21 protein-coding genes are annotated in these 24,369 nt (G+C 69.3%); 7 read left to right on the forward strand and 14 right to left on the reverse strand.

All coding sequences use genetic code 11. The features are described 5' to 3' along the window. Positions 1-346: 346 nt before the first annotated feature. Both AB0B82_RS25600 and AB0B82_RS25605 read right to left on the reverse strand, forming a co-directional pair. On the reverse strand, positions 347-769 hold the full coding sequence (locus tag AB0B82_RS25600; RefSeq protein ID WP_360173429.1) for a nuclear transport factor 2 family protein: 423 nt from the start codon (positions 767-769) through the stop codon (positions 347-349). Between the two features lie 128 nt (positions 770-897). After that, complete coding sequence (locus AB0B82_RS25605) at positions 898-1,500, reverse strand: dihydrofolate reductase family protein (protein WP_360173432.1); 603 nt, start codon at positions 1,498-1,500, stop codon at positions 898-900. Positions 1,501-1,572: 72 nt separating this feature from the next. Here AB0B82_RS25605 and AB0B82_RS25610 point away from each other — a divergent pair, with 72 nt between their 5' ends. Continuing rightward, on the forward strand, positions 1,573-2,190 hold the full coding sequence (locus AB0B82_RS25610; RefSeq protein ID WP_360173434.1) for a helix-turn-helix domain-containing protein: 618 nt from the start codon (positions 1,573-1,575) through the stop codon (positions 2,188-2,190). Continuing rightward, on the forward strand, positions 2,187-3,455 hold the full coding sequence (locus AB0B82_RS25615) for an MFS transporter (protein ID WP_360173437.1): 1,269 nt from the start codon (positions 2,187-2,189) through the stop codon (positions 3,453-3,455). Before AB0B82_RS25610 ends, AB0B82_RS25615 begins: the two co-directional genes overlap by 4 nt. Here AB0B82_RS25615 and AB0B82_RS25620 read toward each other — a convergent pair. Then, on the reverse strand, positions 3,380-4,006 hold the full coding sequence (locus tag AB0B82_RS25620) for a TetR/AcrR family transcriptional regulator (RefSeq protein WP_360173439.1): 627 nt from the start codon (positions 4,004-4,006) through the stop codon (positions 3,380-3,382). The genes AB0B82_RS25615 and AB0B82_RS25620 overlap by 76 nt on opposite strands. Before the next feature lie 91 nt (positions 4,007-4,097). On the opposite strand from AB0B82_RS25620, the gene AB0B82_RS25625 reads away from it, so the two are divergent. Further along, a complete protein-coding gene (locus AB0B82_RS25625) occupies positions 4,098-4,976 on the forward strand; it encodes an alpha/beta hydrolase (RefSeq protein ID WP_360173442.1) in 879 nt (292 codons plus the stop codon). Here the strand turns inward: AB0B82_RS25625 and AB0B82_RS25630 are convergent. Beyond that, on the reverse strand, positions 4,941-6,467 hold the full coding sequence (locus tag AB0B82_RS25630; protein ID WP_360173445.1) for a UDP-N-acetylglucosamine 1-carboxyvinyltransferase: 1,527 nt from the start codon (positions 6,465-6,467) through the stop codon (positions 4,941-4,943). The two genes, AB0B82_RS25625 and AB0B82_RS25630, sit on opposite strands and share 36 nt — an antisense overlap. A 163-nt stretch (positions 6,468-6,630) precedes the next feature. Between AB0B82_RS25630 and AB0B82_RS25635 the strand changes: the two genes are divergently transcribed. Beyond that, positions 6,631-7,851, forward strand: a complete 1,221-nt coding sequence (locus AB0B82_RS25635) for a hypothetical protein (RefSeq protein ID WP_360173448.1) — start codon at positions 6,631-6,633, stop codon at positions 7,849-7,851. An 18-nt stretch (positions 7,852-7,869) separates the two neighbouring features. On the opposite strand, the gene AB0B82_RS25640 is transcribed toward AB0B82_RS25635, so the two are convergent. From AB0B82_RS25640 to AB0B82_RS25660, 5 genes are all read right to left on the reverse strand, one after another. Next, a complete protein-coding gene (locus AB0B82_RS25640; RefSeq protein WP_360173451.1) occupies positions 7,870-8,145 on the reverse strand; it encodes a muconolactone Delta-isomerase family protein in 276 nt (91 codons plus the stop codon). Positions 8,146-8,547: 402 nt separating this feature from the next. After that, positions 8,548-11,202, reverse strand: a complete 2,655-nt coding sequence (ppdK, locus tag AB0B82_RS25645) for a pyruvate, phosphate dikinase (RefSeq protein WP_360173454.1) — start codon at positions 11,200-11,202, stop codon at positions 8,548-8,550. A 309-nt stretch (positions 11,203-11,511) separates the two neighbouring features. Further along, on the reverse strand, positions 11,512-13,470 hold the full coding sequence (locus tag AB0B82_RS25650; protein WP_360173457.1) for a VWA domain-containing protein: 1,959 nt from the start codon (positions 13,468-13,470) through the stop codon (positions 11,512-11,514). Position 13,471: 1 nt separating this feature from the next. Continuing rightward, positions 13,472-14,869, reverse strand: coding sequence for a sigma 54-interacting transcriptional regulator (locus AB0B82_RS25655; RefSeq protein WP_360173464.1), 1,398 nt, complete (start codon positions 14,867-14,869; stop codon positions 13,472-13,474). A gap of 57 nt (positions 14,870-14,926) precedes the next feature. After that, positions 14,927-15,670, reverse strand: coding sequence for a serine hydrolase (locus tag AB0B82_RS25660; protein ID WP_360173466.1), 744 nt, complete (start codon positions 15,668-15,670; stop codon positions 14,927-14,929). A 143-nt stretch (positions 15,671-15,813) separates the two neighbouring features. Between AB0B82_RS25660 and mug the strand changes: the two genes are divergently transcribed. Further along, on the forward strand, positions 15,814-16,314 hold the full coding sequence (mug, locus tag AB0B82_RS25665) for a G/U mismatch-specific DNA glycosylase (RefSeq protein WP_360173468.1): 501 nt from the start codon (positions 15,814-15,816) through the stop codon (positions 16,312-16,314). Here the strand turns inward: mug and AB0B82_RS25670 are convergent. After that, positions 16,307-17,236, reverse strand: a complete 930-nt coding sequence (locus AB0B82_RS25670) for an alpha/beta hydrolase (protein WP_360173471.1) — start codon at positions 17,234-17,236, stop codon at positions 16,307-16,309. The genes mug and AB0B82_RS25670 overlap by 8 nt on opposite strands. Positions 17,237-17,346: 110 nt before the next feature. Here AB0B82_RS25670 and AB0B82_RS25675 point away from each other — a divergent pair, with 110 nt between their 5' ends. Both AB0B82_RS25675 and AB0B82_RS25680 read left to right on the forward strand, forming a co-directional pair. After that, positions 17,347-17,919 (forward strand): TetR/AcrR family transcriptional regulator, encoded by a 573-nt coding sequence (locus AB0B82_RS25675; protein WP_360173474.1) that lies wholly within the window; start codon positions 17,347-17,349, stop codon positions 17,917-17,919. Between the two features lie 44 nt (positions 17,920-17,963). Next, positions 17,964-21,251 carry a HEAT repeat domain-containing protein gene (locus AB0B82_RS25680; protein ID WP_360173477.1) on the forward strand — a complete coding sequence of 1,096 codons (3,288 nt, stop codon included), beginning with the start codon at positions 17,964-17,966 and terminating at the stop codon, positions 21,249-21,251. 3 nt (positions 21,252-21,254) lie between these two features. Here the strand turns inward: AB0B82_RS25680 and ligD are convergent, their stop codons facing one another. The 4 genes from ligD to AB0B82_RS25700 all read right to left on the reverse strand — a co-directional run bounded on the left by ligD (position 21,255) and on the right by AB0B82_RS25700 (position 24,368). Continuing rightward, a complete protein-coding gene (gene ligD, locus AB0B82_RS25685) occupies positions 21,255-22,226 on the reverse strand; it encodes a non-homologous end-joining DNA ligase (protein ID WP_360173480.1) in 972 nt (323 codons plus the stop codon). Between the two features lie 193 nt (positions 22,227-22,419). After that, positions 22,420-22,560: a hypothetical protein gene (locus AB0B82_RS25690; protein ID WP_360173483.1), complete on the reverse strand. Its 141-nt coding sequence runs from the start codon at positions 22,558-22,560 to the stop codon at positions 22,420-22,422. Between the two features lie 12 nt (positions 22,561-22,572). Continuing rightward, the gene (gene dusB, locus AB0B82_RS25695) at positions 22,573-23,694 is read right to left on the reverse strand and encodes a tRNA dihydrouridine synthase DusB (protein ID WP_360173486.1); all 1,122 of its coding nucleotides are present in this window, start codon (positions 23,692-23,694) and stop codon (positions 22,573-22,575) included. A 2-nt stretch (positions 23,695-23,696) separates the two neighbouring features. Next, entirely contained in the window at positions 23,697-24,368 is a 672-nt protein-coding gene (locus AB0B82_RS25700) for a hypothetical protein (protein ID WP_360173489.1), read from the reverse strand. Between the last annotated feature and the right edge of the window lies 1 nt (position 24,369).

Raw genomic sequence — 24,369 nt, forward strand, 5'->3', positions numbered from 1 at the left:
CGCCGGGGTCGCCGCCGCCGGTGACGGTGCGGGTGTTGACGCTGTCGCCGGGGCCGTCGGTCCAGATCTTCGGGCCGTACGTGCTGCCGGTGACGGGCGCCGACTCGATCTCCCGGGCCCGGACCCGCCCGCCGATCGGATCGGTCACAAGTCGGATACCCCGCCGGCGTGCGCGGCCTCGCGGGCGGCCCGCCCAAACCTCGACCGCCGGCCGAAGCGCGTACCCAGGTGCAGTCCCAGTCACCACCAACACATCAGTCACAAGAGCGCTATCCCTTGGTGTTGGACCAGGGGTGTACCGCCCACGGTGGGCTCGATCACCCACCCGTCAGTCACACGAGGCTGGTCATCCCCATCCGCCCTGGACCATCGTCTGGAACTTCCACTCGCCGGCGACCTTGACCAGCAGGTCGCCGTAGCGGATCGGCTGGGACTGGCCCTGGTAGGTCATCGTCCCGTCGCTGATCACGAACACCAGGTCGGCCGACAGGAAGTGCGGCGTCCGGGTCGTCTCCAGCTTCACGTCGGCTGCACCGCTCATCACCTGCTGCATCTGGGCGATGTACGCCGCGCGGTCGAGCTGCTCGGCGCGCCCGTTGCCCTTGCCGTCGTCCGACACCTCGTTCAGCGGGAACAGCGCGACGTCCGCCATCCCCTCGTAGTCCTGTTGCGCAGCCAGTGCGTCGTAGTGCTCGAACCAGGCGAGGACGCTCGCCACGTCCTCCTCGCTCGGCACGAACCCGCCCGTCGTCGGCACCGTCTCGGTCAAGCCCACTCCTCCTTCGGATACACCCTGAGCACTTCGGACGCACCCCGGGCACGAAACTTCGTACACTGTACCCAGTTTGACGTCACACCCAAACCAGAAGTTCCCGAACTCGCGGAAAAGCCTGCTGATCAGCGCGAAACGCAGTACCGGCTCCACAGCACGCCGTCGGCGAACAGTTCCGTGCCGGCGTGCCGCAGGTCGAGGCGGCCGGTGTCGTACCAGCGCTCGCCGCCGACCAGCACCGGATGTACGAGCAGCGCGAGCTCGTCGACCAGATCGAGTGCCAGGCAGGAACGCAGCAGTGCGCCGGACGAGTCGATCCGGACGGTCCGTACGCCGCGCCGGCCGAGGATGTCGAGCGCCTCGACGAGATCGACCTCGTCGTAGCCGGTGATCAGCTCGGATGTCGTCGAGTCGGGCGGTCGCTCCGGCGTCAGGTCGGCGTACAGCGCGAGCACTCCGGACCAGTACCCGAGCTCTTGCAACGCGTCCCAACTGCGCACCCGGGCTCGCCCGTCGACCACCGCGAGCAGCGGCCCCTCCGCACGCGGTCCACGTCGCGGCGCCGCGAGTACGGCGTACTCCTGGGACAGGATCGTCTCCGCATCGATCAGCGTCACATCCTCCTGCCACAGCGTCGCCAGCGCGTAGAAGCGCGCGAGGTCGACGTCGAAACCCGACGTCACTCCGTCGAGCGAAACCGCCAACTGAGCCACCACATGAGGCCGCATGTCGCCGACCCTAGGGACCACCACCGACAGACAGGATTGCAGAGACTTCTTTGCAGAGATTACTCTGCAATCATGCGACGCATCGACGCCCGGAGTCTCCGCGGACTGGCCCACCCACTCCGGATGCGCATCCTGGAGGCGATCGAGCTCGACGGACCAGCCACCTCGAGCACCCTGGCGGCACGGCTCGGCGAGAACACCGGGACGATCAGCTGGCACCTGCGGCTGCTCGCCGAGCACGGCTACCTCGAGGAGGATCCCGAGCGCGGCACCAAGCGCGAACGCTGGTGGCGGATCCCCGATCGGACCACCCTCGACCCGTCCGAGTTCCTCGACGACCCGGAGACGCGGCGCGCACTGGACGTGTACCTGCGCGATCTGGTCGAGCGGTACTACGACCGCGTCCGGGCGTACCTCGACGAGGACTGGCCGGCCGAGTGGCAGCGCGCGGCCGGCCTGTCCGACTGGCGCGACCTCCACCTCACCCCGGACCAGTTGCACAGCCTCAACGAGGAGCTCGCCGCGGTCATCGACCGCTACACCGCCGGCACCGCACCCGCCACCACAGCAGACGCCCGCACACCAGACCGCACACCAGACCGCACACCAGACCGCACACCAGGCGCCAGCACACCAGAACGAGCGGAGCGCGTCATCGTCCAGGTGCAGTCGTTCCCCCGCCGCTCATGAGCCTGCTGCGGACGCATCGCGACTTCCGGCTGTTCTGGATCGGCGAGACGGTCAACCGGTTCGGCGGCGCCACGACGTCGGTCGCCCTGCCGCTGGTCGCGATTTCGATGCTCGATGCAACGACCTTCGAGGTCGGCCTGCTGACCGCGGCCTCCTGGGCCCCCTGGCTGCTGATCGGCCTGCCCACCGGCGCCTGGGTCGATCGGGTCCGGCGGCGTCCGCTGATGCTCGGATCCTCCGCTCTGTCGGGGATCCTGCTCGCCGCGGTCCCGATGGCCGGCGACTTGCTGACGATCCACCTGCTATTGATCGTCGCCGGTCTCGTCGGCGCCGCTTCGGTCGTGTTCCAAACGGCGTACACCGCTTATCTGCCGACGCTGCTCGATCCGCCCGATCACGCCGAGGGCAATGCGAAACTGCACGGCAGCGCGTCGGCCGCGCAGCTCGCGGGGCTCGGATGCGGCGGTCTACTGGTTCAGTTCGCCGGCGCGGCGAACGCCCTGCTCGCGGACGCGGCCAGCTTCCTGATCGCGCTCGGCTGTCTCGCCGCGATCCGCTTCCGCGAGCGCCGTACCGACGCCCCGCCGCGAAAGGGGGCGATCCGCGAAGGGATCCGCTTGGTCGCGCGTGATGTCTGGTTGCGGACGCTGACGATCTTCGGCGCGGTCTCGAACCTCGCATTGATGGGCTACCAGGCGATCGTCGTCGTCTTCCTGGTCCGCGAGGCCGGCCTCACCGCAGCCACGGTCGGCGCGCTCGTCGCGGCCGCATCCAGCGGCGGCATCGTCGGCGCGTTCGTCGGACGCCAGACCCTGCGTTTCGGTACGGCGCGAGCGCTGCTGCTGTGCGAACTCGGCCTGCCGACCCTCGCATTGCTGATCCCGCTGGGTGCGACCAGCCCGGCGTTCTATCTCGTCGGCGCCTTCGGCGTGAGTCTGGGCGTCGTCGGAGGCAACGTCGTGAAGGCGACGTTCCTGCAGTCGTACTGCCCGCCGGACCTGTTCGGGCGGCTCACCGCCACGACGGCGTTCGTCAACTACGGCACGATTCCGCTCGGCGCGCTTCTCGGCGGGACCCTGGGCCAGCTTCTCGGCCTCAGCACCGCACTGTGGATCACGACAGCCGGCGTACCGCTGGCAGGCCTGGTTCTGCTCGCGTCACCGATCCGGCGGCACCGCGATCTCCCCACTCACCAGGGCACCGGACTCCCGGGTACGACGGCTGCCGCCAACCGGGTCCGCACCGATTCGCGCGCGCGGTCGTAGCCGCTGACGTCGTCGTGCAGGATCGAGGCGAGGTTCGCCGCCTCGTAGTACGCGTTCAGGTCGAACGCGAGCTGCGCCGGATCGCCCGCGAGCTCACCCCGCTCGACCGCCTCCGCGATCGCGGTCCGGACGATCTCCATCCATTCGGAGTGCACGGACGCCAGGTAGTCGTGCACCGCACCGGGCCGCGCCGAGAACTCGTGCGACACCTTCTGGAAGAAACACCCGCCCGGAAAGACGCGGCTGCGCGAGTAGTCGAGCCAGTGCTCACTCAGCGCCCAGACGCGCCCGAGCCCCGGCTCGACCTCGTACGCCGGGACCACGACGTTGTCCGCGTAGATCCGGCGCGCGGCCCGCGAAGTCGCCAGTTGCAGCTCCTCCTTCGAGCCGAAGTGCGCGAACAGTCCGCTCTTGCTGATCCCGAGCTCGGTCGCGAGCCGCCCGATCGACAGTCCCTCGAGCCCGTCGACCGAGGCGATGTCGACCGCGCGGCGCAGGACGGCGCGCCGGGTCTGATCACCGCGCGCCAGGCGCCCATCGACCTTCTCCACGAGTCCTGATCCTAAGTCCATTGACGGCACCGCCCTCCAGAACTAATAATACGACCGTTCGTATAGTTTCATCCAGCGCCGAAGGAGAGCCATGCAGAAGCTGGTCAGCACCGCGTTGCGGACGATCGGAGGGGTGTCACCGCGCCTCGGCGGCCGGCTCGCGTTCGAGCTGTGGCGCCGCCCACTGGCCCGAGCGGCGGTTCGTCCGAGCGAGGCGGCCGTACACGCCGCGGCGCGGGTGGAGGTCGTCGACGGCGTCACGACCTACACCTGGGGTGACGGACGCCGCCCGGTGCTCCTCGTGCACGGCTGGCGCTCACGAGCCTCGCGGTACGCCGGATTCGTCACGCGACTGCTCGAACTCGGCTACAGCCCGGTGTCGTACGACGCTCCCGCGCACGGCGACTCCGGTGGCGACGTGGTGTCGATCCTCGGCCACCAGCGCATCATCCGTGCGCTGGAGGAACGGCACGGTCCGTTCGAGGCGGTGATCGCGCACTCGCTCGGCGTACCGTTCGCGCTCTACGCGGTCCGCGAGGGCGTCGCGGCGCAGCGGCTGGTGATGATCAGCGGCGTCGCGAACTTCGGGTACCTGACCGACGCGTTCTGCGCCGAACTGGGACTCGGCCCGAAGATCAACCGGGTACTACGGCGGACGATCGAGCGCAGGTACTTCGACGGTGACGACCAGATCTGGACCCGGTTCTCGGTCCGGCCCGGGAAGGCCGAACTGCTCGTCGTCCACAACGACGAGGACGACGTCGTGGACCCGGCGCAGGCGCGGCTGCTGCTGCGCAGCTACGGCGACCACGCACACTTCCTGCCGACCACCGGCCTCGGCCACCGCCGGATCCTTTCGGACCCGGCGGTGATCGCCGAAGCGGTCGCGTTCGTGCAGGATGCGGACCTGCGTGCGGACGTGCGTGCGGACGACTCAGATGTCGCGGAAGGTCTCGATCTGAGCGCCTAGCGAGTTCAGCCGAGTGGCGAGGTCCTCGTAGCCGCGGTTGATCACGTAGACGCTGCGCAGCACCGACGTACCCTTCGCGGCCATCATCGCGATCAGCGTGACAACGGCCGGGCGCAGCGCCGACGGGCACATGATCTCGGCGCCGGAGAAGTGCGTCGGGCCCTCGACCATCACCCGGTGCGGGTCGAGCAGCTTGACCCGGCCGCCGAGCTTGTTCAGATCGGTCAGGTAGATCGCACGGTTCTCGTAGACCCAGTCGTGGATCAGCGTCTGCCCGGTCGCGGTCGCCGCGATCACCGCGAAGAACGGCAGGTTGTCGATGTTCAGCCCCGGGAACGGCATCGGGTGGATCTTGTCGATCGGCGCATGCAGCTTCGACGGCCGCGTGGTCAGGTCGACCAGCCGGGTCCGGCCGTTCTCGGCCAGGTACTCCTCGCTGCGCTGGTAGTCCAGGCCCATCTCCTCCAGCAGCGCGAGCTCGATCTCGAGGAACTCCACCGGCGCCCGCCGGATGGTGATCTCGGACTTGGTCACGATCGCCGCGGTGAGCAGGCTCATCGCCTCGATCGGATCCTCCGACGGCGCGTAGTCGACGTCCACGTCGATCTCTGCCTTGCCGTGCACGGTCAGCGTGGTGGTCCCGATGCCGTCGATCTTCACGCCGAGCAGGTCGAGGTAGAAGCAGAGGTCCTGGACCATGTAGTTCGGGCTGGCGTTGCGGATCACCGTGACACCGTCGTGCCGGGCGGCGGCCATGATCGCGTTCTCGGTCACGGTGTCGCCGCGCTCGGTCAGCACAATCGGCTTGCCCGGCGTGATCGCCTTGTTCACCAGCGCGTGGTAGTGCCCGCCGGTCGCCTTCACCTCGAGCCCGAACGGGCGCAACGCGGTCAGGTGCGGCTCGACGGTGCGGGTGCCGAGATCGCAGCCGCCGGCGTACGGCAGCTCGAAGGCGTCCTCGCGGTGCAGCAGCGGGCCGAGGAACATGATGATCGAGCGGGTCCGGCGGGCCGCCTCGGCGTCCATCGAGCTCAGGTCGAGATGGGCTGGCGGCACGATCTCCAGGTCACCGGCGTCGTTCAGCCAGGTGGTCTTCACGCCGATCGAGTTCAGGACCTCGAGGAGACGGTTGACCTCTTCGATACGGGCGACCTTGCGCAGCGTCGTACGACCCTTGTTCAGCAGGGAGGCGCAGAGCAGCGCGACACCGGCGTTCTTGCTCGACTTGACGTCGATCGCGCCGGACAACCGGCGGCCACCGGCCACTCGGAGGTGGACCGGACCGCCGCCGAGAGAGACAATTTCGGAGTCGAGTGCCTCGCCGATCCGGGCGAGCATCTCCAGGGTGAGGTTCTGATGACCCTTCTCGATCCTGTTCACCGCACTTTGGCTGGTGTTCAGCACTTCCGCCAGCTGCGCCTGCGTCCAGCCGCGGTGCTTGCGGGCGTCCCGGATGAGGTTTCCGATCCGGCTCAGGTAGTCATCGCTCATGAGCCGGACTGTATCTCACATGTGAGATATCGCTGCATCGACCCGCCGTTGACAGCGTAGCGAACGTCACCAAGCGACCGGACAGCACCCGTATACCTGAGTGAAACGCCGGCAGCCTACAGTTACCCCCAACTCCCGCCGCCACCCGGAGAGGACCCAGCAGATGCCCGACGACACCTCCGCCGCGGTGGTCAGCGCGTTCGAGGCGGAGTCGTGGCCGCTCGAGGCAGCCGCGGACAGCCTGCACCAAGTCATCGACGGCTTCCAGAACGGCGACACCCGGCCGCTGGTGATCGGTGACGGCGACCAGCCGGTACTGGTGGTGCTGGCAATCGCCGACCTGGCCGACTTCCGGGCCCGGATCGCGGAGTTGCTCAGCAACCCCGTCGACGCCGGCTGGCTGCGGTACTACCTGCGCTCGAACTTCGACATGAGCTCGGAGCGCCTGGTCGAACTGCTCGGCGTGGACACGGACCACGGCCTGTCGTCGCTGGCCAGCCAGGTGAACGTCGACCAGGCCGCGACCCTGATGCCGGACCACCTGCGCCGGACCGAAGCCGGTCAGAACCCGCTGATGCTGATCGGTGACGGCACCATGGCGACCGCGGCGCTGGTCTCCTTCCAGGCTTTCCAGGTGCTGCTCGCGATGGACGGCGGCGGCAAGACCGAGGACGACTCCTGCGTGCACGACGCCGAGGAGAAGCCGACGATGCCGCTCGAGGTGCTCGCCGAGCGGATCGGCCCGGTGTCGACGCAACTCGTCGCGCAGCTCAACGCCGGACGCGATCCCGAGTTGCCGCGATTCGAACTGCACTTCGAGGACGACCTGGTCGAGCACCTGAAGGACCTGGAGGCGCGGGCCCAGAAGGCTCCGGGCGCGGGCGCGTACGACGAGCTCAACGACCTGCTGCACCAGTTCGACCAAATGCGCAGCGGACTCGTCGAGGTCGAGGGCGCCGACGAACCGGACGAGGCGCCGTACCTCGAGGCCACCGATCTGAAGGCGGCGATGCCGGACATCCGCGACGCGTTCCGCGAGGGCGCCGACGACCCGTACCTGGTCGGCCTCGACGGCCGCCCGGTCGCCGGACTGATCTCGTTCGACCTGTACGAGGAGCTGCAGAAGGTCTCGGTCGAGCTGAACGGCACCGACGAGGCGCCCGTCCTCCCGCTGCCCGAGCCGCGCTGGGAGAACGGTCCGCGGCTGCTGCCGTTCGAGGTCGCGGTCGAGATGTGTGAGGCCGTCATCGAGGACCTCACCAACGGCGAGGCCTCGATGCTGTTCATTGCCGACGAGGACGACGAGCCCGAGCTGGTACTCGCCCCGCTGGTCTGGCTCTGGGCGTACGTCGACCACCTCCACCTCGAAGGCGCCGACAGCTGAGCGGCTTCAGCCTCGGCTTCAGCTGAAGGGGAAGAGCGGCTGCCATTCGGCGAGGGTGGCGATCTCGTAGACGTCGTCCGGGTACGGGTCCTTGGCGAGGATCTCGCGCAGCTCGGCCTCGTCGGCGACGTCGTAGACGAGCAGCGCGCCAGTCTGGTCGGTGAACGGGCCGGCGGCGACCAGCTTGCCCTCCGCCTTCAGCGCGGCGAGGTACTCACGATGGGCCGGACGGGCTGCCATCCGGCGGTCCACCTGATCCAGGTCGAAGCGCAACTGCACGACAAATTGGGCCATGCCGAGAACCCTACATCGCGGCCGAGCGGCCTTGAAACACAAGGGATTTGGTGCGGGAAGGGAGTCACGAGCCGCCACAGCGGCCGGTTCGAGTCAGACCCGAAAGTCGACGAGTGATCTCCCTTCCCGCCCGGTCATTCTCACCATCCCGCGCACCCCGACGCAAGTGTTTGGTGAAGGAAATTCCTACTGTCTGTTCAGAGTCGTGACCCACGGTGATCAAAGCGGGGGTAACGCCGATCCGCCGCCGCTTTCCGGCGTACGGACCGTCACCCCGCTGCCGTGTCAAGAGCGGACCTGCACCACTCACCAACTCGCCTCGCGGGCCGTCGCGTCAGGTTCGCTGAGCCTGCCGGGGCGAGCGGAGCGCGGGTTGGTGAGTGATGGGCGTCCGCTTCCGGATCAGTCCAGACTCGAGCGGCCGGACTCGAGGCGGGCGACCGGGATCCGGAACGGCGAGCAGGAGACGTAGTCGAGGCCGACCTCGTGGAAGAAGTGGATGCTGTCGGGGTCACCGCCGTGTTCGCCGCAGACACCGAGTTTGAGGTCGGGTTTGGTGGCCCGACCGCGGTCGACACCGGTCCGGACCAGGGCGCCGACGCCCTCGCGGTCGATCGACTCGAACGGCGACACCGCGAAGATGCCCTTCTCCAGGTAGTTCGAGAAGAACGCGCCCTCGACGTCGTCGCGGCTGAAGCCCCACGTGGTCTGCGTCAGGTCGTTGGTGCCGAACGAGAAGAAGTCGGCCGACTCGGCGATCTGGTCCGCGATCACTGCGGCGCGCGGCAGCTCGATCATCGTGCCGATCGGGATCTCCCCCGCGACGCCGACGTCGCTCAAGACAGCCTCGACCTCGTCCCGGGCCAGGTGCAGCTCCTGGATCGCGCCGACCAGCGGGATCATGATCTCCGGCCGCGGATCCTTCCCGCGCGACCGCAGCTCGGCGGTCGCCTCGGCGATCGCGCGGACCTGCATCGCGAACAGTCCGGGGATCACCAGCCCGAGCCGCACACCACGCAGGCCGAGCATCGGGTTCTCCTCGTGCAGCCGCTGCACGGCCGCGAGCAGCGCCGCGTCGTGCCCGGGTTCCTCGCCGCGCTCACGGGCGACCGCGACCTTCACCGCGAGCTCCTCCATCGACGGCAGGAACTCGTGCAGCGGTGGGTCGATCAGCCGGATCGTCACCGGCAGCCCGTCCATCGCGTCCAGCAACTCGAGGAAGTCGCCACGCTGCAAGGGCTCCAGCTCCGCCAGCGCCGTCTCGCGATCAGCGTCGGTGTCCGCGAGGATCAGCCGCTCGACGGACTCCCGCCGCTCCCCCAGGAACATGTGCTCGGTCCGGCACAGCCCGATCCCCTCGGCACCGAACCGCCGCGCCCGCGCCGCGTCGTCGGCGGTGTCGGCATTGGCCCGTACGCCGAGCCGCCGTACGTCGTCCGCGTGCGTGATCAGACGGTGCACCGACGCGACCAGGTCGTCGCCCGCGTCCGGTGCCAGCGTGCCCTCGAAGTACTGCACGACCGGCGACGGTACGACCGGGACCTCGCCGCGGTACACCTCCCCGGTGGTGCCGTCGATCGAGATCACCTCGCCGGCCTCGAGCACCGTGCCGCGGACCGTAATGGTGCCCTGGGCAACATTCACGTCGAGTTCCTCGGCGCCGCAGACGCAGGTCTTGCCCATGCCGCGGGCTACCACCGCTGCGTGCGACGTCTTGCCGCCGCGGCTGGTCAGGATGCCCTGGGCCGCGATCATGCCGTGCAGGTCGTCGGGGTTGGTCTCCCGCCGGACGAGGATCACCTTCTCGCCCTGCTCCGCGGCCTCGACCGCGGCGGCCGACGTGAACACGATCTTGCCCGACGCCGCGCCAGGTGACGCGGCGATCGCCTTCGTGATCCGGTCCTTGGCTGCGTCCGCGTCGAACCGCGGGAACATCAGCTGCGCGAGCTGTGCGCCGTTGACCCGCTGCAGCGCCTCGTCGAGGTCGATGACACCCTCGTCGACCAGGCTGGTCGCGATCCGGAACGCGGCCGCGGCGGTCCGCTTGCCGACGCGCGTCTGCAGCATCCACAGCTTGCCGCGTTCGACGGTGAACTCGATGTCGCACAGGTCGCGGTAGTGACCTTCGAGCGTGGCCATGATGTTCATCAGTTCGTCGTACGACGTCTTGTCGATCCGCTCGAGCTCCGCCAGCGGGACCGTGTTGCGGATACCCGCCACCACGTCCTCGCCCTGCGCGTTCTGCAGGTAGTCGCCGTACACGCCCTGCTGGCCGGTCGCGGGATCACGGGTGAACGCGACGCCGGTGCCGGAGTCCATGCCAAGGTTGCCGAACACCATCGAGCAGATGTTCACCGCGGTGCCGAGGTCGCCGGGGATCCGCTCCTGGCGGCGGTAGAGGATCGCGCGCTCGGAGTTCCACGAGCCGAAGACGGCCTCGATCGCGAGGTCCATCTGGGTCCGCGGGTCCTGTGGGAACTCCTGGCCGGTGTGGTCATGAACGGCCTTCTTGAAGGCGCTGACCAGTGCCTTGAGGTCGTCGGCGTCCAGGTCGAGGTCGGTCCGCGCACCCTTCGCGGCCTTGGCGGCGTCGAGCGCGTCCTCGAACACGTCGCCGTTCATGCCGAGCACCGTCTTGCCGAACATCTGGATCAGCCGCCGATAGGCGTCCCAGGCGAACCGAGGGTTGCCGGACTGGTGGGCGAGGCCGTTGACCGAGTCGTCGGTGAGACCGACGTTCAGGACGGTTTCCATCATCCCGGGCATCGACGCGGCCGCACCGGAGCGCACCGAGACCAGCAGCGGGTCGTCGGCCTGGCCGAGCTTCTTGCCCATCTTCTGCTGCAGCAGGTCGACGTGCCGGTCGATCTCCTCGGCCAGCTCGGCCGGCACCGCACCGGTCTTCAGGTACGCGCGGCAGGCGTCGGTGGTGATGGTGAAACCGGGAGGCACCGGCAGGCCGAGGTTGGTCATCTCGGCGAGGTTCGCGCCCTTGCCGCCGAGCAGCTCCTTCAGGTCCTTGTTGCCTTCGGCGAAGTCGTAGACGAGTTTCGGCACGGTCACTCCCTGGGTTGCAGGTGGGTGTTTTCAGGCGCGGGAAAGTGGCCCGCTGGGCCCATCGACTCCGGTGGCGGGGCGTGTTTTCAGAGTAAGCCCAGAAACCAGTCCAGTTGAACACTGGTCTCACGATGACCACGTGACGCTTCCCACAGCTCGAAGGCCGGAAAACCCTTACAGCGTTGACAACGCGAGACAATGACCCACTTTCCTGACGATTCCGAGCCAAGCACCGATCCGGACAGAAAGCAGCGGACCTTGGCCCGGTCTTCCCGGGTCCAAGGTCCGCTCCTTCGGTACTGCCGGCGGCTACAGCCTGCGACGGGTACGCAGATAGTCACCGACCACGGCCGCGCCGAGACCGTCCGCATCCGGCGCCAGCACCCGACCGCCGCTGCGCCGCGCGAGCAGGTCGACGAACGCGTTCAGCCGCGGGTCGTCGCCGAGCCGGAAAACGGTCAGCGAGGCGCCGAGCTTGGCCAGCCGATCGACCTCGAAGATCGTCTTGCGCAGAGTGGCCGGCTCCGGCGGGTAGGAGAACTCCGCCGTACCGTCCGGCTCGAGGTGGGCGGTCGGCTCCCCGTCCGTCACCATCAGGACGACGGGCTGCGCGTCCGGGTGCCGGCGCAGGTGACGGCCGGCCAGCAGCAGCGCGTGGTGTGCGTTCGTACCCTGCTCCCAGGTGCCTTCCATGCCGATCAGCTGCGGCAGCTCCACGACCCCGGCGTACCGGCCGAAGGTGATGAGCTGCAGCGCGTCGTTGCGGTACCGCGTCGAGATGAGCTGGTGCAGCGCGAGCGCCGTCCGCTTCATCGGCAGCCAGCGCCCCTCCTGGACCATCGACCACGAGGTGTCCACGAGCAGCGCCACCGCGGCCCGCGCGCGGTGCTCGGTCTCGGCGATCTCCACATCCGCAACGTCGAGCTGCACTGCTCCGCGGCCGGCCCCGGCGGTGCGCAGTACGGCGTTCCGTACGGTCCGTGGCACGTCCCACGGCTGCGTGTCGCCGAACTCCCACGGGCGTGACGACCCGCTCAGTTCACCGGCCGCGCCCGCATTGGCCGCTGCGCGTTCACCGGAGGTCCGGGCGGTCCGCAGTACGTCGGCCAACGCCGTCTGACCGAGCTGCCGCAACGCCTTCGGAGACAACCGCAGCGAACCGTCGGGCGCGCGCTCGATCAGCCCCTGGTCGCGCAACTGCCGCTCCAGCTCGCTCAATCGGCGCGCGTCCACCGTCGCCTCGTCGCCGAGCTGACGAGTGAGCGCGTCGAGGTCGATGTCCTCGAGTCGCGCGCCTGGGTACGACTGGGCCAGCTGCTCGGCCAGCGCGTCCAGCTCCGCGAGGTCGGACATCGCCCGCGCGCCGTCGGCGAGCCCGAGCGGGTCGTCGCCGCTCATCTGCTCGGACCCGTACCAGTCCTCCCCCGGCCGCAGTGACTGCAGCTGAGCGTCCAGCTGCGCCAGCTGTTGCGCGAGCTGCGGCGAACCGAAGGCCTGCTGCGACAGCTCCATCAGCTCGGCCCGCTGCTCGGGGGTCATCGAGTTCAGCATCCGTTGCGCGGCGGCTGCCCGTTGCGCGAGCGCGTCGATCAGTTCCTCGACGTTGCGCGGGTTCTCCGGGAAGAACTCGCCGTGCTTGGCCATGAACTCGTCGAACAGCTGCGGTACGTCGGGACGCCCCTGCGCGTGCGCCGCGAGCAGCGCGTTGAGGTCGGTGAGCATCTCGTTGATCCGCTCGACGTCCTCGGGCGTCGTCTGCTGCAGTGCCTCCTTCATACCCTCGAACCGGGAGCCGAGCAGCTCGCGGCCGAGCAGTTCCCGGATCTGCTCGTACTTCTCCCGCGCCTCCGACGACTCCCACTGGTAGTTGGCCAGCTCCCGGACCGCGGCCGCCGTACCGGACGGGAGCGCGTCCAGCTCGGCCTCCTTGAAGCGGGCGTCGTCGGACGGGTTCGGGAACAGCTCACGCCGCTCCGCCGCCAACGCCTCGTCGAGCAGACGCTGGACGTCGCGCAGCGTGCCGTCGAGGTTGTGCCGCCGCTGGATGTCGCGGCGGCGCTCCCACAGCCGGCGGGTCAGGTCGTCGAGACCTTGGGTGTTCCGCGTACCGCGGCGGAGCATTTCCTCCAGCGCGGACCGCGGCGACGCCCCGTTCATCACGTCCCGGCCGATCTCGTCCAGAGCGTCCCGCAGGTCCACCGGCGGCTGCAACGGATCCGGCCCGTCGTGCCACGGCCCGTACGACCAGCCTTCCGGAATCGTGCTCATCTCAGGATCCGTAGATCGTCGTGTCGTTGTCGGCGTCCTTGGCGACGCGTTTGGACAGGTAGAGCATCTCCAGGGCCAGTTCGACGGCGGCGGCGATCCGGCCGGACGAGTCGCTCGGGTCGACGCCGGCGCGGGCAGCGACATCGTGCAGGACCGGCAGCTCGGGCAGCGCGGCCAGCACCTCTCGGCCGGGCACGCGCTCACCTGTCGTCACCATGTTGCCGTCGGCAACGGCATTGGCGAGCGGCGTGAGGTCCAGCCCCGCGAACCGCTCACGGGCGGTGTCGGCGACCGAACGGCGCAGCAGGTACTCGAGCAGCTCGATCTCGCGCCCTTCCTCACCCGGCTCGAACTCGAGCTTGCCCCGCAGTACGGCGGGGACGGCCTCGAGATCCACCGGCCGCGCGACCGCGGGCTCCTCGCCGGTGATCGCGGACCGGCGCAACGCAGCGGCGGCGATCGTCTCGGCAGCGGCGACCGCGAACCGCGCGGACACACCGGAGCGCTGGTCGATCGAGGTCGATTCGCGCAGGTGCCGGACGAACCGGGCCAGCACCTCCAGCAGCGGTTCGCCCACCTCGGCGGTGAACTCGGCCTCCTGCCGGATCACGTCCACCTCGGCGTCGATGTCGAGCGGGTAGTGGGTGCGGACCTCGGCGCCGAAGCGGTCCTTCAGCGGCGTGATGATCCGGCCGCGGTTGGTGTAGTCCTCCGGGTTGGCCGTTGCCACCAGCAACACGTCCAGCGGCAGCCGCAGCGTGTAGCCGCGGACCTGGATGTCGCGCTCCTCCATCACGTTCAGCAGCGCGACCTGGATCCGCTCGGCCAGGTCGGGCAGCTCGTTGATCGCGACGATGCCGCGGTGTGACCGCGGGACGAGGCCGAAGTGGATGGTCTCCGGGTCGCCGAGGCTGCGGCCTTCGGCCACCTTCACCGGGTCGACGTCACCGATCAGGTCACCGACGCTGGTGTCCGGCGTGGCGAGCTTCTCGGCGTACCTGAGGTCGCGGTGCAACCAGGCGACCGGCAGGTCGTCACCGAGCTCCGCCGCCCGGCGCTTCGAGGCAGGGGTGATCGGGTCGAGCGGGTGCTCGGGCAGCTCGGCGCCCTCGATCACCGGGGTCCACTCGTCGAGCAGGCCGACCAGCGTGCGCAGCAGCCGGGTCTTGCCCTGGCCGCGCTCACCGAGCAGGACGACGTCGTGCCCCGCGAGCAGGGCGCGTTCGAGTTGCGGAACCACCGTGCGAGTGAATCCGACGATGCCGGGCCACGGGTCACGCCCGGCCCGGAGTTCTTTCAGCAGGTTGTCACGGATCTCGGCCTTGATCGACCGAGGACGGTATCCGGCGGCCCGGAGGTCACCAGCCGTACGCGGAAGTTCAGCAGGTGCACTAGTCACAGATGCGACGTTAGCTCGCTCACCCCAATGCGCACCTGTGTTGTCTCACCTGATATTTCACTTGACAGCTGACCGTTTGGGCGTCACCCGGCCGGAAGTGAACACGTGCCCCGGCCGGAAGGTCACCGGAGCCCACGGGTGCCCGGGCGCTTCCCGGGTGACGAAGTGGTCGCCGTCCAGCGGCTCGGTCGGACGCAGTTCGTAGACGTGCTCGGGGTCCTCGGAGAACAGCAGCCGGTCCCCCGTTGCGGTGTAGACCATCACGAGCTCATCGTCACGCCTGGTCACGTCGAGTCGGACACTGGCCCGCTCGTACCGTCCGACATGGCGATCGTCGACCTGTCCGTCGATCGGCTGCGGCACCGGCGGATGCGCGACCCCGGCGTACTGCGTGAACACCTCGGACGCGAGCGGCTCGAAAAGGCGCGTGCCGTTGCCCGAGTTGGTCAGCAGGCACATGATCAGCCGCGCCTGCCGATCGATCCGCAGGAACGCGAGCTGCGAGATCGTCGATCCGTCGTGCCCGAAGACCCGGCGGCCGCCCCAGTCGTAGATCCGCCAGGTCAGGCCGAGGTCGACGAAGCCGCCGATGCCGGCCGCGTACGGTGCCTGCGGCTCCTGCATCGCGGCGTACCGCTCGTCGGTCAGGTGCATCCGCGCGAACGCCAGTACGTCGCCGACACTCGCGCTGATCGTCCCGGCCGGACCGATGCTGCGCGGCAACTGCCACGTCTGCACGCGCGAACCGTCCGTCGCGAGGTGCCCGACCGCCGCGCGCTCCAGGATCGCCTCCTCGGGCATGCGCCCAACCTACTTCGTCACCGGCGGTCCTGAGGCCCTAAGGACAGGAGGTAGTCGGCCGAGTCGAGGCCGACCGGGCGGGCGTCAGCGGTAGATCGAGCGAGGTCGGTCGCTACCTCCTGTCCTTCGGTACCGTCTGTCGCGTGAACAAGATTCCGGATGTGATCGCCCAGGGGTTGCGGGTGCTCTTCTGCGGCATCAACCCGGGACTGATGTCGGCGGCCACCGGGCACCATTTCGCGCGGCCGGGCAACCGGTTCTGGCCGGCGTTGCACCTCAGCGGCTTCACACCCCGGCAGCTCCAGCCGAGTGAGCAGCAGGAGTTGCTCACGTATCGGCTCGGCATCACCAACGTCGTGGACCGGCCGTCCGCGAAGGCCGCGGAACTCACGCGAGCCGAGTTCGTCGCGGGCGGGGAGAATCTGGTCCGGAAGGTCCTCGACGTGCGACCCGAGTGGCTGGCCGTGCTCGGCGTCACGGCGTACCGGGATGCGTTCGCCGACCGGACGGCGGCAGTCGGCAAGCAGGACCGGATGATCGGTGACACCCGCGTCTGGGTGCTGCCGAACCCGAGTGGCCTGAACGCCCACTACACGTTGCCGAAACTCGCCGAGGCGTTTGCGGAGCTCGCCAGGGTCAGTTGAGCGCCTTGCGCAGGGTCGAGATCGCCAGCTCGATCGCGGCGTTGGCGGCCTGGGTGTCGCGGAGCGCGTCGAGCATCACGAAGTCGTGGATGATCCCGCCGAACCGGACCGCCGTGGTCGGTACGCCGGCCTCGCGGAGCTTGGCGGCGTACGCCTCGCCCTCGTCGCGCAGGACGTCGGCCTCGCCGGTGATGACCAGCGCCGGCGGCAGATCCGTCAGCTGCTCGGTGGTCGCGCGCAGCGGGGACGCGGTGATCTGGTTCCGCTCGTTCTCGTCGGTCGTGTACTGGTCCCAGAACCACTGCATCCCGTCGCGCCGCAGGAAGTACCCCTCGGCGAACTCGCGGTACGACGCCGTGTCGAACGACGCGTCCGTGACCGGGTAGAACAGCACCTGCTGGGCGAACTTCACGTCACCGCGCTCCTTGGCGAGCAGCGTGACAGCGGCCGTCATGTTGCCGCCGACCGAGTCGCCCGCGATCGCCAGCCGCTGCGCGTCCAGACCGTGATCCTTGCCCGAGGCAATGATCCACCGGGCGACCGCGTAGTTCTGCTCGAGGGCGTGCGGGTACCACACCTCCGGCGAGAGGTCGTACTCCGGGAACACCACCGCGGCGCCTGCGCCGACGGCGAGCTCACGCACCAACCGGTCATGGGTGTGCGCGTTGCCGAACACCCAGCCGGCGCCATGGAGGTAGAGGACGACGGGCAGCACACCGGTCGCGCCCTGCGGCTTGACGATCCGGGCCCGAGTGCCGTCCGCGGCGGTCACCCACTCCTCGTCGACCGGCAGCTTCGGATAGTCGGTGGTCTGCACCTCGTCGACGGCCTTGCGGCCCTCTTCCGGCGGCAGGTCGAACAGGAACGGCGGCTTCGCGCTCGCCTCGGCGAAGGCCTGGGCAGCGGGTTCGAGAACAGTCATCGTGATCCTCCTCGGTCGGCAGAGAACGCTCGTTCTCTGGATGTTTGCTACGGTAGGAGAACGATGGTTCTCCGCGCAAGGTGGTGCGGATCACTCCCGGGAGGCGGGCGATGGTGCTGGACACGGCGGACGCGCAGCAGAAGGTGCTGGACGCGGCGGACGCACTGTTCTACGAACGCGGCGTGCAGTCGGTCGGGATGGACGCGATCCGGGCGGCGTCCGGGGTGTCGCTGAAGCGGCTCTACCAGCTCTTCCCGTCCAAGGACGCCCTGATCGAGGCCTACCTGCACCGCCGCGACGAGCTCTGGCAGTCGATGCTCGCCGAGCACGTCGACGCGCAGACCGATCCGCGGGAGCGGATCCTCGCGGTCTTCGACTTCCTGTACGCCTGGTCCAGCCAGCGCGACTACCGGGGCTGCGCGTTCATCAACACCTTCGGTGAGCTCGGCGCCGTCTCGCCGCAGGTCGCCGAGCTGGCGTCCAAGCACAAGGAAGGGTTCCGGCAGGCGCTCACGCGACTCGCCCACGAGGCCGGTGCGGCCGATCCCGAGCGGCTCGCCGACCACCTGATCCTGCTCAGCGAAGGCGCCATCACCCGGTCCGCGATCTCCGGCTCGGCCGACCCCGCGGTGCGGGCCCGGGAAGCCGCGACGATGATCCTGGACGCGTCGACGAAGGGCTGACCAAATCACCCGCCCGTCGACCAGGCGTTCGGCAGGATAGGGGCATGCGTCTGCCCGAGCTGCTGCGATCGATCGACGGCCTCTCCTACCGGCAGCGGGCGCGGCTGCTCGCCGACCAGGCCGCGCAGCTGACCGGATTGCTCGACCAGCTGTCGCGCGGGTCCGGGTTCGAGCGTCAGCTCGGTCTGCAGATCGCGGAGGTCACGCGGGACACGGAGTACGTCGTCCGGATGCTGCGGGGCCCCGATCCCGCGGTGCAGTCGCGGGCGCTCGCGGCGGTCGCTCGCGGCGTACCGGTCGGGGACGACGACCTGCGGATCGTGTACGACGATGCGACCGCAGCGCTGCGGTCGCGACTCGTGGCCTTGGTACGCCGCCAGCGCCGCACGCATCTCGCCGTAAGGCTGATCGACGAGCACCGGGCGCGGTGGGGGGATGTCGCCGCGACCGGTCTCCTGGCGGCGACGGATCACGCCACGGTACGACGCCTCTTGCCGGAGCTGGCGTACTGCGTGACGCCGGGTGGCTGGCGTGGGCTCGCGAAGCACCACGTGGACGAAGTACTGCGCTTCGCGCGTCAGACGCTGCCTGCGGACGACGAGTGGTGGCAGAGCGTAGGTCACGGTGTCGCAGCGGCTTTCGAGCAGGCACCCGACGCCGTGGTGGAGCTGTTCAAGGACGCGCTGCCGGCGCACGATCTGCCGTCCGCCGTGGTCGGCATCCTCGGACCGCTGACCGACCGCGACCCGTCCGGTGTGCTGGAGCTGTTGCTGGCTCCGGACCGGCGCCGTGTGGTGACACGGGCGCTGACTCCGGCGTTCCGGCGTCGGTTGTACCGGTACTCCGATGCGGAGCTTGTGCGGCTCGGACGTGCGCTGTGGCCGCAGCTGGCCGGTCCGTTGACTGCTGTGCAGCCTGCCCGGCGTGCTGGGATCTTCGCGGCGGTGACACAGCACGTCGACCTTGGTCAGGCGCAGCTGAGCAGCGACTTGCTGGAGGCACTGCCGCATGCTGTGCGCGCTGAGCAGGCGCGGCGGATGCTCGCGCTGTCGGTGGTTAGCGAGGACAGCGCCAGGCGGCGCAGTGTTGCCGCGCACTTGCCGTTCGACGACGCGTTCGCACTGCTGGAGCCGGACGTCGGCGCCTCGGACGCGGCGGTCCGCGGTTCGGTATACGAAGCGGTCATCCGGTCGGCGGGCCGCAGCAGGCAGCCGGAACACGTCGTGCAGGCGGTGACGTGGACAGCCGGCCGCATCCGCAACGAGCAGGACGCGGTGCGCCTCAACGCCCTGCAAGCCGTTGCGAAGGTGCCACCGACGCTGCTGACGGAGGCGCTTGTCGACCCGCTCGAGGTGCTGCTGACCGACGCATTGGCCGCTCGGGACAGCTCTTGGGCGACGCGACGCGCTTTGACCGAGCTCGCCGAGCACGCTGTCGTCCGCGGCGCCATCGACGACCGGCGTGGTGTCCTCGAGTGGGGGCTGCGCGCGCATGGACGGTTGACCGAGACGGTGGGCTCACTGAGCCTGTACGGGCTCATCGACGGGCTGCCACGTGGACGGGAACGCGAGGTGTACGACGCACTGCGGCCGTCGGTTGATGCTGCGGCGAAGCGGAACGAGTACGGGCTGGCGTTCGCCGTGGCGGGTGCTTTCGGGCGGCGGGCGTCGACGCTGGAGCCGCTGCAGGAGGTGCTGGAGCGGGCCGTCTGGTCGAACCAGGAGTACACGGTGGAGTCTGCGTGCCGGTACTGGCTGGACGCGCCGGCTACGCGCTCCGAGCGTGTCGAGCGGATCATCGCTCGAGACGTCAGGATGGCGCGATGGCATCCGGTGTGGAATGCCGTCACGGAGTACCGCACCGACCTGCTCGACCCGGTGTTCGCGGCTGCGGACCAGATCCGCCGCTTCGACCGAAACAGTCCGTCGTGGGAGGTGTCCGACCACGCGGTACGACGCTGGCTGCCGCGACAGCAGGCCCGGTACGCCGAGTTGCTCGTCGGCGTCGCCGGTGATGTGCGGATGCCGGAGTGGTACCGGGCGTCGGCAGTGAAGATGCTCGGCCGCGTACCGGTGGCTGGGCGGGCCGCGTTGGACGAGTTCCTCGCGAGCTCCGACGTACTGCTGCAGGAGGCCGCACTCGCTGCACTGGCGTGGACAGAGCGACCGGACCAGGCGTTGCCGTTGCTGCTGGCGCATGCGGGTGACGATCGCGCACGGGTCGCGATGTACGCAGCCACGCGCGCTGCCCGGTTCGTACGGCCGAGTCTGCTGCCCGGACTGCTGCAGCCGGTCTTGTCGCGAGACGGCGTGAAGGTGACGTCGCGCAAGGAGGCGGTGCGGATCCTCGGTGAGCTGCGTGCGCCGGGCGCAAGCGCCGTACTCACCGAGGCGTGGTCCTCGGCGCACCGGGACGTGCGTGCGGCGATCGCGCGTACTGCGTCGCAGTACCTGCTGTACGACCCTGCGGCCTGGGCGGTGCTGGAGCAGGCGGTGCACGATTCGCCGGCTACTGCTGCCGCGTTGACGGCGCGGTCCGCGTACGACGTACCGTCGGCGTATCGCGCGCGGTACGCCGATCTGCTGATTGCTGTGACCACGCGTCGCGAGCCGGAGGTGGTGGGTGCCGCGTTGCTGGCGTTGCGGCAGTGGGCGCGGTACAACCCGGCTGTCGCTCGCGTGTGTGCGGACTTCATCGGCCGGCTGGAGCTGCGGAGCCGGGTGTGGCGGGATGCATGTACGTCGCTGGTCTCGTTTGCGGCGACAGATGCGCCGGCCGGGGTGCCTGAGCTGGTTGACACCGTACGGCAGCTGGTGCGGCTCGAGGCCTCGCCGTCGTTGCCGGAGGCCGAGGCGGATCGGGACCACCCGGCGCGACAGCGGCTTGCCTTCCTGGTGGCTTGCTCGGCCGGTCAGTTCGGGCGTCGATCGGCTGAGGTCCGAGGTCAGCTGGTCGGGTTGGCTGACGAGCTGACGGGGGCCGACTTCGTGGAGCTTCGCCTGCAGTTGCTGGTGTTGACGCAATCGGCGGACGACTTGGTCGGGGTGGTGGCGCAGGACCCGTTGGCTGAGCTGACGGCTGCCGATCTCGTCCGGGCGCGGCTCGCTGACACGTGGAACATCTGGGAGCCGGAGGAGCTGTATCCGTCCGCTCAGCGGTTGGCCGGTTCTTCGGACACAGCGGCCGGGCTGCTCGGGTACGCGCTGGTCATGTCGGCCGGACCGCGGTCCGGATGGTCCGCGGCCTGGCGCGCACTGCTGGTTGCCCTGCGCAATCATCCGGCGCCGGGGGTACGTCGACGTGCGCTGGACCTTTCGACTGCCTCCGAATAGCGCCTATTCCGGAGGCTTCTGGGCTTCTCGGGCGCGTTTGCGGCGTTTGCCCTCGTGCATCGCCGCGACCCGGGCGACCGGGATGGCGCGGCCCTCTGCCAGGACGTCGTCGGGAATGGTCTGCGGCGCCGGCAGTTGGTCGGCCCACGGGTCGCGGTCGCCCAAGTGCTGGAGCGCGGTACGGACGGTGAAGTCACGTGGGGTGACGTTCTCGAGGTCGTCCCAGCCGATCGGGTACGAGACCGTCGTACCGGGCCGGACACGCGGACTGTACGCCGCGACCACCGTCGCGCCACCCGCGCGCGTCGAGTCGACGAAGACCTTCCCGTGCCGATCCTCCTTGATGTACGCCGTGGTCGCGATCGACGGATCGATCTTCTCGGCCCGCGCAGCGATCGCCCGCGTCGCCGCCGCGGCGTCCTCGATCGGCACCGTGTCGACGATCGGGACGATCACGTGCACGCCCTTCGCGCCGCTGGTCTTCACCGCGCCGGACAGTCCGGAGTCGGTCAGGGCTTGGCGGACGAGCAACGCAGCCTGCACTGCTCGGTCGAACGTCTCCCCTTCCGGCGGATCCAGGTCCAGGACCAGGTGGGTGACCCGGTCCCAGCGCTCGGCGCGCATCAGCGTCGCGTGGTACTCGACGGCACGCTGGTTCGCGAACCACAGCAGCGTGCGGCGGTCGTCGCACAACGCGTAGGACACCTCGCGTTTCGACGCTTCGGCCCACACCTCGACAGTCTTCACCCAGTCGGGCGTGTACTTCGGGACGTTCTTCTGCATGAACTTCGGCTGACCCGGGCGAATCCGTACCACCGACAACGGTCGGCCCCGCAACTCCGGGACGATCCGCTCGTGCACCGCGTCGAGATAGTCGACCAGATCCCGCTTCGTCGCCTCGGCCCCGTCGAACAACGGCTGATCCAAGTTGGTCAGCTCAACCCCGTCCCGCACCTCATCCGGCTTCCGCGCCATCCACCGAGCTTAACCGCCGTCAGGTGTGCAGGGCGGGGTGATGGACGAGTCAGCGTCATGGTTGACGACGCAGCGGCGGCTTCCTGGATACGGGTTGGGGTTCTTCGTGCGTACACCCAGGTATGCAGAACCCCGCGACACGCCGCTCTCAGGCCGCGTTCGAGGGGGTTCTGCATACCTGGAGGGACATCGTTCAGTTGAACAGGGCCGGGACGACCATGATCCAGGTGTGCTTCGCCCGCGCCAGGACGCGGCCGTCGGCGTCGGCGTCGGCGTCGTAGAGCGTGCTCGCGGTGAACGTCTTCCGCCCGTCCGCGGCCGCGGCTCGAACCACGCGGGAGCTGGATCAGCCGCCGGAGACGCCGATTTCGGCTTCGGCGAGGTCGGCGGTGAGGCCGTCGGTGTCGTCGAGCCAGCCCTGTGGGAGGACGATGTGGTCGCGGGGGCTGCCTTGGCGGCCGCGGGGGGCGCCTAGTTCGGCGACGGGGAACGGTACGTCGGGGTCGAGCTGCGCGAGCAACTCGTCCAATCGAGCGAGCGTGTCGACCATGCCCAACGCGGCGCGGAGTTCGCCGCCGGCGGGGAAGCCCTTCAGGTACCAGGAGACGTGCTTGCGGAAGTCGCGCAGACCGCGCTGCTCCCCCATCAGCTCCGCCAGCAGCTCACCGTGCCGCCGCATCACCGCGGCAACCTCGCCCAGCGTCGGAAGGCTCAACGCCGCACCGCCGGCGAACGCGACGGCCAGATCGCGGAACAGCCACGGCCGCCCCAGACACCCCCGCCCGACGATCACCCCGGCGCACCCGGTCTCGGCGACCATGCGCAGCGCATCACCGGCTTCCCAGATGTCGCCGTTCCCGAGCACCGGGATGTTCACGTGCTCGACCAGGTTCGCGATCGCGGACCAGTCCGCGTGCCCGGAGTACGCCTGTGTCGCGGTCCGACCGTGCAAACCGATCGCCGCGGCACCGGAGTCCTCGGCGATCCGCCCGGCGTCCAGGTAGGTCTGGTGATCGGGGTCGATCCCGATCCGCGTCTTCATCGTCACGGGTACGCCGTACGGCGTCGCCGCGTGCACCGCGGAACGGAGGATGGCGCCGAGCAGGTTCCGTTTCCAGGGCAGTGCGGCACCGCCGCCCTTGCGCGTCACCTTCGGCACCGGGCAGCCGAAGTTCAGGTCGATGTGCGCGACGCCGTACTGGTCGCACAAGATCTGCACCGCGCGCCCGATGTAGGTCGGGTCCACGCCGTACAGCTGCACCGAGCGCACGGTCTCGCGCGGGTCGAACGTCAGCATGTCGAGCGACTTCTGGTCGCCCTCGACGATGCCGCGCGACGTGATCATCTCGCACACGTACAGCCCGGCGCCCTGCTCGGCGCACAGCCGCCGGTACGCCGCGTTCGTGATGCCGGCCATCGGCGCCAGCACCACGGGCGTGTCGATCGTGAGATTGCCCAACTTCACCACGGTCAGGCCTTCGTCACGAGCACCTGGCCGTTGCCGGAAACCTGTGCTTTGTAGGGCTGTACGGCGTTCGCGGTCGTCGTGACGTCGCACGCGATCGGCTCGCCGGAATGCTTGACGACGGCAACGTCGTCCATCGTGCAGGTCACCTTGGCGGCGTCCGTGGCGGTCCGCAGTACGGCGTCGAGGACCTTCGCCTTGACGATCGCGACCGAGGCGGAGGTGAACTTGTACGACGCGGTGTACTGCTTCGCGTCGACGGTCAGCGTCCCGGTGTACGGCTTGCCCGCGTAGGTGACCGTGCAGGTCAGCTCGTGCTGACCGGGGCTTTCGACCTTGCTGATCCCCGGGCAGTTCACACTCGTCTTTGCGGCCTTGCCCGCGGTGACCTGCGCCTGCTTGGCGATCGCGAACGTGATCCGCTCTGCGAGCGGCGCATCCGACTCCGGCTCGCCGGTGACCTTCGGCGTCGGCCACGGCTTCGACGGCGTCGGCAGCGGCGTCAGCGTCGGCGTGGAAGCGGTCGGGATCGGCTCGGTCGACGGCGTCGTCGCCGAAGACGGCCCAGACGACGTACCAGGGCTCGGCGAGCTCTTCGGCTCGCTGTCCGAGCACGCCGTCAGCACCACGAGCCCCAGCACCGCCGCGCCGGCGGCCACACCTTGTGACCAGCGCATC

This window comes from Kribbella sp. NPDC048915, from assembly GCF_040649595.1.
Lineage (GTDB): Bacteria > Actinomycetota > Actinomycetes > Propionibacteriales > Kribbellaceae > Kribbella.